Origin of the sequence: Streptosporangium jomthongense (assembly GCF_042650425.1) — a bacterium.
GTDB lineage: Bacteria > Actinomycetota > Actinomycetes > Streptosporangiales > Streptosporangiaceae > Streptosporangium.
This window is the reverse complement of the sequence record NZ_JBHSBC010000020.1, coordinates 99,162-112,159: the sequence shown is the minus strand read 5'-3', so window position 1 is coordinate 112,159 and position 12,998 is coordinate 99,162. Positions and strand designations below refer to the sequence as shown.

At 69.6% G+C, this 12,998-nt stretch carries 10 protein-coding genes; 3 read left to right on the top strand and 7 right to left on the bottom strand.

Features of this window, described 5'->3' with window-relative positions; genetic code table 11:
- Window positions 1-110: 110 nt before the first annotated feature.
- The 4 genes from ACFOYY_RS20560 to ACFOYY_RS20545 all read right to left on the bottom strand — a co-directional run bounded on the left by ACFOYY_RS20560 (window position 111) and on the right by ACFOYY_RS20545 (window position 6,181).
- Window positions 111-1,622 carry a protein kinase family protein gene (locus ACFOYY_RS20560; RefSeq protein WP_352013640.1) on the bottom strand — a complete coding sequence of 504 codons (1,512 nt, stop codon included), beginning with the start codon at window positions 1,620-1,622 and terminating at the stop codon, window positions 111-113.
- Window positions 1,623-1,817: 195 nt separating this feature from the next.
- A complete protein-coding gene (gene murJ / locus ACFOYY_RS20555) occupies window positions 1,818-3,422 on the bottom strand; it encodes a murein biosynthesis integral membrane protein MurJ (protein ID WP_352013641.1) in 1,605 nt (534 codons plus the stop codon).
- 58 nt (window positions 3,423-3,480) lie between these two features.
- Complete coding sequence (locus ACFOYY_RS20550) at window positions 3,481-5,613, bottom strand: DUF6049 family protein (protein WP_386190875.1); 2,133 nt, start codon at window positions 5,611-5,613, stop codon at window positions 3,481-3,483.
- Window positions 5,614-5,659: 46 nt separating this feature from the next.
- Window positions 5,660-6,181, bottom strand: coding sequence for an aminoacyl-tRNA deacylase (locus ACFOYY_RS20545; RefSeq protein WP_386190872.1), 522 nt, complete (start codon window positions 6,179-6,181; stop codon window positions 5,660-5,662).
- A 169-nt stretch (window positions 6,182-6,350) separates the two neighbouring features.
- Between ACFOYY_RS20545 and ACFOYY_RS20540 the strand changes: the two genes are divergently transcribed.
- Window positions 6,351-7,748 (top strand): CCA tRNA nucleotidyltransferase, encoded by a 1,398-nt coding sequence (locus ACFOYY_RS20540; RefSeq protein WP_352013644.1) that lies wholly within the window; start codon window positions 6,351-6,353, stop codon window positions 7,746-7,748.
- Window positions 7,718-8,980 (top strand): adenosylmethionine--8-amino-7-oxononanoate transaminase, encoded by a 1,263-nt coding sequence (locus ACFOYY_RS20535; RefSeq protein WP_386190869.1) that lies wholly within the window; start codon window positions 7,718-7,720, stop codon window positions 8,978-8,980. Before ACFOYY_RS20540 ends, ACFOYY_RS20535 begins: the two co-directional genes overlap by 31 nt.
- On the opposite strand, the gene ACFOYY_RS20530 is transcribed toward ACFOYY_RS20535, so the two are convergent.
- Window positions 8,931-10,232, bottom strand: a complete 1,302-nt coding sequence (locus ACFOYY_RS20530; protein WP_352013646.1) for an MFS transporter — start codon at window positions 10,230-10,232, stop codon at window positions 8,931-8,933. The two genes, ACFOYY_RS20535 and ACFOYY_RS20530, sit on opposite strands and share 50 nt — an antisense overlap.
- A gap of 131 nt (window positions 10,233-10,363) precedes the next feature.
- On the opposite strand from ACFOYY_RS20530, the gene idi reads away from it, so the two are divergent.
- Window positions 10,364-10,951 carry an isopentenyl-diphosphate Delta-isomerase gene (idi, locus tag ACFOYY_RS20525; protein ID WP_362781978.1) on the top strand — a complete coding sequence of 196 codons (588 nt, stop codon included), beginning with the start codon at window positions 10,364-10,366 and terminating at the stop codon, window positions 10,949-10,951.
- Between the two features lie 82 nt (window positions 10,952-11,033).
- On the opposite strand, the gene ACFOYY_RS20520 is transcribed toward idi, so the two are convergent.
- Both ACFOYY_RS20520 and ACFOYY_RS20515 read right to left on the bottom strand, forming a co-directional pair.
- Window positions 11,034-12,113, bottom strand: coding sequence for an inositol-3-phosphate synthase (locus tag ACFOYY_RS20520; protein WP_352013648.1), 1,080 nt, complete (start codon window positions 12,111-12,113; stop codon window positions 11,034-11,036).
- Window positions 12,114-12,140: 27 nt separating this feature from the next.
- Window positions 12,141-12,809, bottom strand: a complete 669-nt coding sequence (locus ACFOYY_RS20515) for a PadR family transcriptional regulator (protein ID WP_352013649.1) — start codon at window positions 12,807-12,809, stop codon at window positions 12,141-12,143.
- Window positions 12,810-12,998 lie beyond the last annotated feature (189 nt).

Below are 12,998 nucleotides of genomic sequence, written 5' to 3'. Positions count from 1 at the left end.
AAGAGTCCTGCTTGCCGATCCGGGGATAACACCATTACGTGATAGATGGTGCCACGAAATCTCACATGATCGGCAAGAACTCGACTAAAAGCGATCAAATCACTCTGGCGCTACTTGACGGCGGTCACCTTCACGTCGAAGACGCTTCCGCGGAACATGCCCTGGTAGGGGGGCAGCTTGGTGAACCAGATCAGGACGTAGCGTCCCTTCTCCGTGGAGTCGGCGCTGTAGGTCTTCTTGCCGGTCAGTCCGGAGAACTTGTGGACCGTCTTCAGGCCGCCCAGGTCGGCCGAGTCACCGATCCGCAGCTCGACGGTGCCGCTCGGGCTCAGGTTGCCGAAGTCGACCGTCACCTGCTTGACCGGCACGCTCTGCCCCAGGTCGAGCAGGAGGCCGACCCCCTTCTTCAGGTTGCCGAAGTCGGCCGAGGTGTAGGACTCCGAGTGCCAGTCGGTCGAGGACTTGCTGTCCACCGCGTTGAGCGCGAGCTCGGGCCGCTCCTCGCCGTCCGCGCCGAACGGGTCGAAACCGGTGACCGACTTCGGCTTGACCTCACGGGTCTCGACGGGAACCGGCTGCGTCGGGGTGACGGTCACCCCCGCCGTCGGGGTGCCCGCGTTGCCGATGCTGCGGCCGATCGTCCAGGCGCCGACCCCGACGGCCGCCATCACCAGCAGCACGATCGCGGTCATGGCCACCTTGCCGAGCATCCCGCCGCCCTGGGCGGGCGGCGGCCGGTGCTGGACGTGCTGGATCTGCGGGGCGGGGCGCTGGGGCGAGGCGGTGTCCACACCGTCGGAGCGCGAGGCCGTGACCGGCGGCGGCGCCACCGGCATCGGCGTGGGCACCGGGACGGGCCGGGGAACGGCGCTGAGGGCCTCGGCCAGCTCGGCGGGCGTGGCGAAGGGGGGCATCCCCCGCTTGACCTCGGACAGTAACGCCCGGCAGGCGATGGCGTCGAGATAGCCGGGAACCCCCGCCGTGACCTGCCGGGGCGTGCAGAGCTGCCCGTCGTTCAGCGGCGCGGGCGGCAGCCCGAAGTCCTCCTCGCCCGCCCAGTGCCCGGTCAGTCCGGCGTACAGCAGGCGGCCGAGCCCCTCGGTGTCGGCACGGGCCGCGTCCTCGCTCGTGACGTCCATCAGCGCGGCGTCGGTGCCGAGGCCGAGCACCTTGACCGTGCTGCCCGCGGCCGTCCACACCAGGTGCTCGGGGGTGAGGCACAGATGGGCCAGACCGGCCTCGTGGGCGTGCGCCAGTGCCTCCGCCGCCTCGGCGACCAGCGCGGCGGCCCGCTCGGGCTCCAGCGGGCCCGCGGCGACCATGTCGGTGAGGGTCTCGCCGCTGACCCACTCGCTGACGACGTAGGAGCGGCCGTCGTCCTCGGTGGTCGCGTCGAAGACCTGGGTCAGCCGGGGGTCGGTCAGTCTGCTGGCGACCCGGGCGGCGGAGATGACCTGCTCCAGCCGGGGGAAGCCAGGATCGAAGGTGTACACCGCGACGGGCCTGGCGAGCACCTCGTCGATGGCCTTCCAGAGTGTCGCGCCGTCCGACTCGTGGACACGGTCCTCAAGCCGGAAGCGCTCAGCCAGCTTGGTGCCGGGTTCGACGACGGAGGAACTCATGGGCTCTCCACAAGTGAGAACACGACAGCGCCCCACCAGATTGACACATCAGGACACATCACGCGATGCCGGGTGGATACGCCCACGCCCTCCTGCTTCCATTAGCCGCATGTCGTCACACGCGTTGCACCATGTTAGTCGCGCGCAGGTTCCGCCCGTGTTCTCCTTGTCAGACGCCGGGACCAGGTTCTCGGATTACCGGCGTACCCGGCTCGCGACCATTTCAACGACCGAACTGACCTCGGGGATGCGCATCCGGTGCGCGATGGCCAAGTAGAGAACCATACCGAGGCCGCCACCGGCGGACAGCATCACGGCCGCGCTGAGCGCGTTCAGGCCGGTCAGCTCCTGGGAGACCCACAGCACACCGAGCGCCAGCAGCGCCGCGGGCAGGGCCGCGACGTACATCCGTGACAGGCCCGCGGCGACCGCGCGTCCCCCGAGACCGCCGACCCGGCGGCTGGCCAGGGTCCAGGCGACCGCGGTGCCCAGCACGTAGGTGACGGTGAAGGAGAAGCCGAGCCCCATCACGATGTACTGCGCGGGCAGGGTCAGGTAGGCCAGCAGGCTCAGCAGGCCGTTCACCGCCACGTTGCCGACGGCGACGAAGACCGGCGTCCTGGTGTCGCCGAAGGAGTAGAAGACGCGCAGCAGGAGCTGGAAGAGCGAGAACGGCACCAGCGCCAGCCCGAAGACCTGGAGCACGTTGCCGATGTAGACCGCCGAGTCGACGGTCATGTTGCCCCAGGAGAAGATCAGCACGGTCACCGCGGGGCCCAGCACCATCAGCAGCAGCCCGGCGGGCACCAGCAGCGCCGAGATCAGGCGCACACCGGAGGAGAACTCCTGCGTGACCGCGCCGTACTGCTCGTCGGCGACCGCCCTGCTCATCCTCGGCAGCATCGCCGTGATCACCGAGACCGCGATGATCCCGTAGGGGAGCTGGAAGAACTGGTAGGCGTAGGCGTAGGCGGAGTTGCCCGCGCCGGGGGCCCGCTCACCGGCGCCGGAGGCGAGCTTGGTGGTGATCAGGAAGCCGAGCTGGCTGATCCCGACGTAGGCGAACGTCCACACCGCGGTGCGGCCCATCTCGCCGAGGCCCGCCTCACGCAGGTCGAGCCTGGGCACGAACCGGAAGCCCGCCCGGTGCAGCGAGACGACCAGCACCGCGCACTGGGCCACGATGCCCGCGGTCGTGCCGAGACCGAGCAGGGCCAGGTTGGCGTCGCTGACGGTCCCGATGTTCGTGCCCGCCGTACCCAGCGTGAGGTAGTAGGTCAGGGCGACGCCGATCATCACGATGTTGTTCAGCACCGGCGCCCACATCGGGGCGCCGAACCTGTCGCGGGTGTTGAGGATCGCGCCCGCGATCGCGCCGACGCCGAAGAAGGCGATCTGCGGAAGGATGAACTGCGCGAGCCTGACCGCGACCTCGGTCTTCCTGGGGTTCCAGTCGGCGCTGTAGAGGCTGATCAGCGGCCCGGCCAGCAGCACGCCCGCCACGGCGACCAGCGTCAGCACGATGATCCCGAGTGTCATCAGCCGCTGCTCGTAGGCCCGGCCCCCGTCGGGGTCGTTGCGCTGCCGCTTGACGATCATCGGCACCACGACGCTGCTCAGGACGCCGCCGATGAGGAAGTCGAACAGGATGAGCGGGATCGTGTAGGCGACGTTGTAGGCGTCGCCGAGGGCGAGGGTGCCGATGGCCGCGGCGAGCACCGCCGTACGGACGAATCCCGTGACGCGGGAGACCATCGTGCCCGCCGCCATGACCGCGCTCGCGCGCAGCACCCTGCTCATCGTTCTTCCTCCGCCAGATCGCTCGAATCGCTCGCCAGATCGCCGGGCCGCCGGGCCGTCACGACTCGGTGCCCGCCGGAGCGCTCGCGCGCCTCGGTGGTACGGCCGCCGCCGCCCGGCGGCCTCCCCTGCGCCGCAGGACGCGCAGGACGACCGCGGCCAGCAGGACCATGAGGGCCGCCCCGACGATCACCAGGGCGATCCCGGTGTAGCCGGTCGTGCGGACCGTGATCTCGACGGGCGCGCCGTACCTGCGTCCGTCGTCCGTCATCAGCTGGACCTTGACCGTCGTCTGGCCACTGGCCAGCACCGTCATGGGGACCCTGACGGTGTCGCTCTGACCGCCCAGGATGGTCCGGTGGTCCTCGTAGGTCTCGATCTTCAGCAGTTTGGGCTGCTCCGAGGTCACCCTGAGGCGGACCGAGACCTCGCTGCCCGCCCCGGTCAGGCCGTTGCGGACGCTGATCGGCACCTCGCCGTTGGTGCCCGCGAGCGTGCGTAACGGGGACTGCTCGTTGCCGGTGATGGAGACCTGCTTGATGCGGTCGTCGACCGCCGTGTCCACCTGCTCGACGTACGGCGTCGCGGCGTCCCCCCGCTCCCGCCAGGCGGAGGAGGAGAGCCGCAGCAGCGCCAGGTCGAACACGTCGAAGTCCTGCGCCTTGGTGATCGCCGAGGTCAGGTCGGCGCGGCGGCCGACCCGCCTGACGCTCTTCATGTACGGCTTGGCCAGCTCGGCGCGCCGGTCCTGCTCGGTGTAGGTGAGGTCGGCCCGCTGCGGCGCGAGGCCCTTGCCCGGCCTGATCGAGTCGAGCCTGGCCGGAGCCAGCCACGGCAGTGAGGCGGCCGTCTTGACCAGGTCCGTCACATAGGCGGGGTCGGGGGACCAGCGCCGCTGGGGGGCGGCGATCACGGTCCGCCGGGTGGTCACCGGCTCGGCGGCGAGCATCGCGGTCTCGGCGATGAAGCGCCTGCGGCTCAGCACGGCGACGCCGGGCACCGTGACGTCCGCGCCGAGGGCCTCGCTCAGCGTCCTGTCGGTGAGCAGGGCGGTGACCGGGCCGTTGACGGTGTTCAGGGTCGCCGAGGCGTCCGGCGTGGTCGCCGGAGGCGTCGTCGGCGGCAGGGCGGCCTCGTCGAGCAGCACGGTCTTGACGCCCTGGGCGGCGAGCAGGTCGAGGCCGTCGTAGTCGATCTTCCCGTTGGCCGGCCAGTTCAGGGTGGTGATGAGGTCACGGCCGAAGGCCCTGCTGCCGACCAGCCTGGCCGCCTCTACCGCGGTCTTCGCCGAGTCGTCGACGCCGCCGTGGGCCAGCGCCGCCACGTCGGGGTCGGCGTAGGGCGTCGCCACGACCGGCTCGTTGACCAGGGCGGTGCGCAGGTCGCCGAGCCAGGCCGCCGCCGCGGTGTCGCCGGAACGGCTCTCCACCTTGTCCTTGACCTTCACCGAGTACGGCTCGCCCAGGGTCTGGGCGTCGTCGATGAGGGAGGGGTCAAGGACCCAGGTGAGGTTCTTGGCCGAGGCGGTGCTCTGGGCGAGCTTGAGCAGGTTGCCCAGGCGCTTGCCCGGGGCCATGGAGGCCGACAGGGTGTCGTCGAGGAAGACGCCGTCGACGGCCCTGCGGGGCTGGTCGACGATCGGCAGCACCATGGCCAGCCGGGTGCGGGCCACCTGGGTGCCGACGGGCATGTGGACCAGGAAGGTGCGCTGGACGGCGATCGGCTGCCCGTAGACGTCGCGCACCTCGACCATGAGCGGATAGACCCCGAAACGGGTCAGGCTCAGTTGCTGCGGGGTGAAGGTGAAGTCCCAGGAGGCCTTGGCCCCCGGCGCGAGGCTCTCCGGCTGCAGGACGAGTTCGTCGCGCCAGGAGGTCGGCTGGGCGCCCACTCCGCCGACGTAGGCCTCCATGTCGGAGCGCCGCGTGAACGGCTGGGAGGAGTAGTACATCCTGCGCCGCATGCCGGTGACCGTCTGGGTCCCGGTGTTGACGAAGGTGCCGGAGAACTTGATCTCGGTGGTCGGCTCACGGGTCACGTCCGGCGTCAGCGCGCCGATCACCAGCTGGGGCGCCTGCCGCCCGGCGGCGGTCTCAGTCGTCTGGGCACTCGCCGTACCAGGAACGGCCACGGCCGCGGGGGAGAGCAGCGTGGCGGTCAGTACGGCGAGCAGCGTGGCCTTGCGGATCACGCGCTGGCCCGGGGTCGAGTACGGCGCACGCCCGTAATGCTATGGCCTATCCGGCGAGCGGGAAGGTCACCTGCTCCCTCCGTGACCGGGATTGGGCCAGGTCGATGGTCTTCCCTGAAACAAGCGACAGAAGGTGTTCCGTTCTGATGAGCAGCGCCGTACGGCGTTCACCCGTGGGGGTGTGGACGAGGTCGCCGGCGCGGGCGAGTCGTTCGTCGACCAGCGTGGTCAGTCCGTCGGGCAGCAGCAGCGGGCAGACCAGCCCGGCCGCGTAGTCGGTCGCGGAGTTCACCGTGAAGGCGGAGGCGGGCCTGACCTTGCGGGCGCCGAGCGCGCCGCCGACGGCGCCGAGTTTGGGCGGGGAGGCGGCGGAGGAGACGACGGCGACGGGTTCCCGCCCCACGGAGGTCGTGGCCTCGAAGACGGTCACCACGACGCAGGTCGCCGGGCTCACGGCCAGCAGTTCCGGCAGTTCCTCGGCGCACGTCATCACACGGGGAAGGCGTACGATCTCATGATGAACCTGGTGTGCGAGGAGCCAGCGGTGGATCGCGAGGGCGTCCTTCATGTGTGTGCTCCTTGCCTCGACTAGCCTCGACGCACGCCCCCGACGGTCTCTTGACCGACCGTAACCTGGTGATCGCTTGAGGTGTATCCCCAGTGGGGAACATGTTCCGTAACCGAAGGACCTACCCGGCTTGTCCCTTTCAAACCTGACTGAGAAGCAGCGGCACGGTATGAGCGAACTGTTTAGAAAGATCGCCCCCGTAGCCGACGAACTCGGCGAGCTGTTCGCCGCGAAGGGGTACCAGATCGCCCTCGTCGGCGGATCGGTTCGTGACGTCTTCCTCAGGAGGATAGGCAACGATCTCGACCTGACCACCGACGCGCGCCCCGAGGCCGTCCTCGACCTCGTGCGCGGCTGGGCCGACTCGGTCTGGACGGTCGGCATCGACTACGGCACGGTCGGCGCCCGCAAGGACGGCTGGCAGCTGGAGATCACCACCTACCGCAGCGAGTCCTACGACCCCGCCTCGCGCAAGCCGGAGGTGGCCTACGGTGACACGCTCGAAGGCGACCTGGCCAGGCGTGACTTCGCGGTCAACGCGATGGCGCTGCGCCTGCCCTCACGCGAGTTCGTCGACCCCCACGGTGGTCTGGACGACCTGCACGCCAAGGTGCTGCGCACGCCCGGCCCCCCGGAGCGCTCCTTCGACGACGACCCGCTGCGGATGCTCAGGGCCGCGAGGTTCGCCGCCCAGCTCGGCTTCACGGTCGATCCGGCGGCGCTGGCCGCGATGACCGCGATGGCAGAGCGCATCGAGATCGTCTCGGCCGAGCGCATCCGCGACGAGCTGGACAAGCTCATCCGCGGCGCCCACCCCCGCGAGGGGCTGACGATCCTGGTCGAGACGGGCCTGGCCGCCCACGTCCTGCCCGAGCTGCCCAAGCTCCGCCTGGAGATCGACGAGCACCACCGGCACAAGGACGTCTACGAGCACACGCTGATCGTGCTTGAGCAGGCGATCGGCCTTGAGGAGAACGGCGCGGACGGCATCCTGCGCTGGGCCGCGCTGCTGCACGACGTCGGCAAGCCGAAGACCCGCCGCCACGAGGCCGGGGGCCGGGTCTCCTTCCACCACCACGAGGTGGTCGGCGCCCAGCTCGCCAAGAAGCGCCTGACGGAGCTGAAGTTCCCCAAGGACGTGGTCTCCGACGTCTCCAAGCTGGTCGAGCTGCACCTGCGCTTCCACGGGTACGGCACCGGCGAGTGGACCGACTCGGCCGTGCGCCGCTACGTCCGCGACGCCGGGCACCTGCTCGACCGCCTGCACAAGCTGACCCGCGCCGACTGCACGACCCGCAACAGGCGCAAGGCCCAGACGCTGTCGCAGACCTACGACCAGCTTGAGGAGCGCATCGCCAGGCTGGCCGAGGAGGAGGAGCTCGGCAAGATCCGTCCCGAGCTCGACGGCAACGAGATCCAGGAGATCCTGGGCGTGCCCCCGGGGCCCGTCGTGGGACGCGCCTACAAGTTCCTGCTGGAGATGCGCCTGGACAGGGGGGTCGTCGGCAAGGAGACCGCCGCGCTCGCCCTGCGCGAGTGGGCCGAGGAGAACGGGATCTCGTCCTGAACCTCTCCTGGGAGGCCCTCGACCGTGAGCACGTGTGGCACCCCTACGCCTCGGTGCCTCCGGCCGTGCCCGTGCACACGGTCTCCAGGGCCGACGGGGTACGGCTGACGCTCGCCGACGGCAGGCGCCTGGTCGACGGCATGTCGTCCTGGTGGGCGGCCGTCCACGGCTACAACCACCCCAGGCTCAACCAGGCGCTGACCGACCAGCTCGGGGACATGGCGCACGTCATGTTCGGCGGCCTCACGCACGAGCCCGCCGTACGGCTGGCGAGCACCCTGGCGGACATGACCGGGCTGCCCCGGGTCTTCCTGGCCGACTCGGGCTCGGTCGCGGTCGAGGTCGCGATCAAGATGGCCTTCCAGTTCACCGGGAGGAGCCGCCTGCTCACGGTCAGGGGCGGCTACCACGGCGACACCTTCGGCGCGATGGCCGTCTGCGACCCGGTCAACGGCATGCACCACCTGTTCTCCGGCGCCCTGCCCGAGCACGTGTTCGCCGACCGGCCGCCCGCCGCGCTCGACGAGGACTACCTGGCCCACCTGGAGAAGACCGTCGCCGCGCACGCGGACGAACTGGCGGCGATCATCGTGGAGCCGGTCGTGCAGGGCGCGGGCGGCATGCACTTCTACCACCCCGCCTACCTGCGCAGGCTTCGCGAGCTGGCCGACGAGTACGGCCTGCTGCTGATCGCCGACGAGATCGCCACCGGCTTCGGCAGGACGGGAGAGCTGTTCGGCTGCGACCACGCCGGGATCCGCCCCGACATCATGTGCCTGGGCAAGGCGCTGACGGGCGGTTACATGTCCCTGGCCGCGACGCTGTGCACGGAGCGGGTCGCCGAGGGCATCGGGACGCTCATGCACGGCCCGACCTTCATGGGCAACCCGCTGGCCTGCGCCGTCGCGGGCGCCAGCCTCGGCCTGCTGGCCGAGCGCCCCTGGCGGCGGGAGGTCGCCCTGATCGAGGAGGGTCTGACCCGGGGGCTGGCCGAGGCCGCCGGGGCACCCGGTGTCAGGCAGGTGCGGGTGCTCGGCGCGATCGGTGTCATCGAGACCCACGAGCCGATCGACGTCCGGCGCGTCCAGGATGTGGTGATGGATCACGGGGTCTGGCTGCGGCCGTTCGGGCGGTTGCTCTACACGATGCCGCCCTACTCGATCGGCGACGACCTCGGCCTGGTCACGACCGCGATGACGGCAGCGGCGTTCTCGATCGATCCGCCGAGGTGACCGCCCGGTAGACCACGGCGCCGCCGAGGTATCCGGCGGTGATGAGCCCGAGCACCAGCATGGACCTGCCGTCGGCGGGCAGCAGCGCGGCGGCGATCGCGGCGGCGATCACGTAGGTGCCGTTGAAGAGCATGTCGTAGAGGGAGAAGGCCCGGCCGAGGTAGACGTCCTCGATGTCGCTCTGCACCCGGGTGTCGGTGCAGATCTTGATGCTCTGTCCCGCCAGGCCGAGCACGAAACCGCCGACCGCGAAGCCCCACTGCTGGAACGGCGCGCACAGCGCGAACGACAGCACCCCCGCGCCGGCCAGCATGGTCGGGATCCAGGTGTCGATCTCGAAGCGCTCGGTCGCCCACGGCGTCAGCACGACGGCCAGGGCGTAGCCGACCCCCGAGGTGGCCAGCACCAGGGAGGCCACGTCCAGCGCGTTCTCCGCGCTGTGGGCGAAGTGGTTGCGCGAGAGCATCACGATCATCGCCGTGCACATGCCGTACACGAAGCGATGGGTGGCCATCGCGCCGAGCGCGGCCGCGGCGGCCCGGTGACCCGCGATGTGACGCGCGCCGTCGACCAGGCCGCCGACCACGTTGCGCAGCGCCTGGCCGGCCTGCGGCCTGTCCGCGTCGTGGACCGGGCCGAGGAGCCGCCTGTCCATGGTCCTGGCGATCAGCGCGCTCGAACCGAAGGTGACGCCGGAGATGATCAGCAGTGCCGCCGTGCTGCGGTGGTCGCCGCCGAGGAGCCGGTTCAGCAGGTAGCCGAGCCCCGCGCCGACGAAGGTCACGACGGTGCCCGAGGTGGGGGTGACCGCGTTGGCCGCCAGCAGCCGGTCGCCGGGGACGACGTGCGGCAGCGAGGCGCCGAGGGCGGCCAGGAAGAAACGGTTGACGCCGAGCACGGCGAGCGCTGCGGCGTAGAAGACCCCGTCGGGGACGCCGACGAGCAGCAGCGCGGCGGCCAGGAACAGCAGTGTCGCGCGCACCATCGGCGCGATCACCAGGATCTGGCGCCGGGACCACCGGTCGATGAACACGCCGACGAAGGGACCGAGGATCGAGTACGGCAGGAACAGCACGGCCAGCCCGACGGCGACCTCCGCCGCGCTGGTGTTCTTCTCCGGGCTGAAGAAGGCGAATCCGGTCACCGCGAACTGGAAGACACCGTCGGAGAACTGGGAGGCGAGACGGGTACCGAACAGCCGCCTGAAGTCCTGGCCCCTCAGCAGTACGCGTAGGTCGGATGCGAATGACACGGGCTCAGCCTACGCGTGGCGAATCGGCCACGACGTCAGGAGGAACCCGCCTTGCCGGACACTTCATCACCTTTCATGACGTAACGCTGATCAGGAAGAACGAGCTGACATGGTCACGTACCCTCGGTCGGGTGACAGCTGATGAACACGTCGTGCTCGTCGACCCTGAGGGAAACGCGATCGGCACGGCGCCCAAGGCGACGGTGCACGGTTCCGACACGCCTCTGCACCTCGCCTTCTCCAGCTACGTGTTCGACGGCCTGAGACGGGTGCTGCTCACCCGCAGGGCGTCGCACAAGATCACCTGGCCGGGGGTGTGGACGAACAGCTGCTGCGGGCACCCGCTGCCCGGCGAACCGCTGTCCGGCGCGGTGCTGCGCAGGCTCTCCCACGAGCTCGGTCTGTCCGTCACCGGTGTCGACCTGGTGGTGCCGGACTTCTCCTACCGCGCGGTCATGGACAGCGGGATCGTCGAGCGGGAGCTGTGCCCGGTCTACCGGGCCGTGGTCGACGCCGAGGCCGTCCCCAACCCCGAGGAGGTCGGGGAGACGCGCTGGATGCCGTGGCGGGAGTTCGCAGCCGGGGTGCTCAACGGTGACCTCGCGGTCTCCCCCTGGTGCCGCGAGCAGGTGCCCCACCTGGTGAAGCTCGGCGACGACCCGCTCGGCTGGCCGGTCGCCGACCCGGCGGAGCTGCCGCCCGCCGCCCGTCCCGCCTGACGGCTCGACCCGCTCGCCCGGCCGTACGGCGAGGCCCTCCGCCCGGACCGGGTGGAGGGCCTTGTCATCGGCGGGATGGGCTTCAGCGCTCGACCTCGCCACGGATGAACTTCTCCACGTACTCCCTGGCCTCGTCGTCGGAGTACTGCTCCGGCGGGGACTTCATGAAGTAGGAGGAGGCCGACAGGATGGGCCCGGCGATGCCCCGGTCAAGAGCGATCTTGGCCGCGCGGACCGCGTCGATGATGATGCCGGCGGAGTTGGGGGAGTCCCAGACCTCCAGCTTGTACTCCAGGTTCAGCGGGGTGTCGCCGAAGGACCTGCCCTCAAGGCGGACGTAGGCCCACTTGCGGTCGTCGAGCCACGGCACGTGGTCGGACGGGCCGATGTGCACGTCGGCCTTGCCCATCTCGTGCGGGATCTGCGAGGTGACCGACTGGGTCTTGGAGATCTTCTTGGACTGCAGGCGCTTGCGCTCCAGCATGTTCATGAAGTCCATGTTCCCGCCGAAGTTCAGCTGGTAGGTGCGCAGCAGCTCGACGCCGCGGTCCTCGAACAGCTTGGCCATCACCCGGTGCGTGATGGTGGCGCCGACCTGCGACTTGATGTCGTCGCCGACGATCGGCACACCGGCCTCGGTGAACTTCTCCGCCCACACGGGGTCGGAGGCGATGAAGACGGGGAGCGCGTTGACGAAGGCGACCTTGGCGTCGATGGCGCACTGGGCGTAGAAACGGTCGGCCTCCTCGGAACCGACCGGCAGGTAGGAGACGAGGACGTCGACCTTGTTGTCCTTCAGGACCTGCACGACGTCCACCGGGGCCTCGTCGGACTCCTCGATCATGTCGCGGTAGAACTCGCCGAGACCGTCGAAGGTGTGACCGCGCAGCACGGTGACGCCGAGCGGCGGCACGTCGCAGATCTTGATGGTGTTGTTCTCCGAGGCGACGATCGCCTCGGAGAGGTCGCGCCCGACCTTCTTCGCGTCCACGTCGAAGGCGGCGACGAACTCGACGTCGCCGACGTGGTAGTCACCGAACTTGACGTGCATCAGGCCCGGCACCCGGCTACCCGGGTCGGCGTCCCTGTAGTAATGCACGCCCTGCACGAGCGACGAGGCGCAGTTGCCTACACCGACAATGGCTACGCGCACCGAACCCATGGCACTCGCTCCCCTTGTTCTTAATGGTCAATTGTCTTCCGAGGCGGGGTGCCGCCCCCTGTTATCCGTGCCGGGCGCGGGCGCCCGGGAGGTCCCTTCCTGTGTGGAGCGTCGCTCCTGTTCGGACGCGGAACTCCGTCGCTCCGTGGCGATCAGCTCATTCAACCAGCGCACTTCGCGTTCGACCGACTCCAGACCGTGACGCTGGAGCTCTAGCGTGTAGCTGTCCAGCCGCTCCCGGGTCCTGGCCAGAGCCGTACGGACACCGTCGAGCCGCTCTTCGAGCCTGCTGCGGCGGCCTTCGAGAATCCGCAGCCGCACCTCTGTCTCGGTGTGCCTGAAGAAGGCGAAGTGGACGCCGAAGCTCTCGTCCTCCCAGGCGGAGGGGCCGGCCTGGGTGAGCAGCTCCTGGAGGCGCTCCTTCCCCTCCGTCGTCAGCTTGTAGACGATCTTGGAGCGTCTGCCGGTGAGCGTGATGGGGCTCTCGGCGGTGGGCACGTCCGAGTCGTCGTCCTCGACGATGAGCCCGTCGGTCAGGAGCTGACGAAGGCAGGGATAGAGCGAGCCGTAGGAGAACGCGCGAAACATCCCGAGGAGAGAGTTGAGCCGTTTGCGCAGCTCATAACCGTGGAGCGGGGTCTCGTGCAGCGACCCGAGCACGGCGAGCTCTAGCACGCCGCCACGTCCGCCGGCCACGGGAAACCACCACCTCTCGCGTCGATGTATCGAGCCGATACATCCTGAGGATACGTCGGGCCAACATATCTCTGCAATTAACGACTTTCCCAAGAGGTTGGGCGCAAACAGTAAAAAGCCGTAGTCTGGCGCTTATGTGGTCACAGCGAGCGGCAGCGGGCTTGCCCCCCGGCATGGCCAAGACCACTT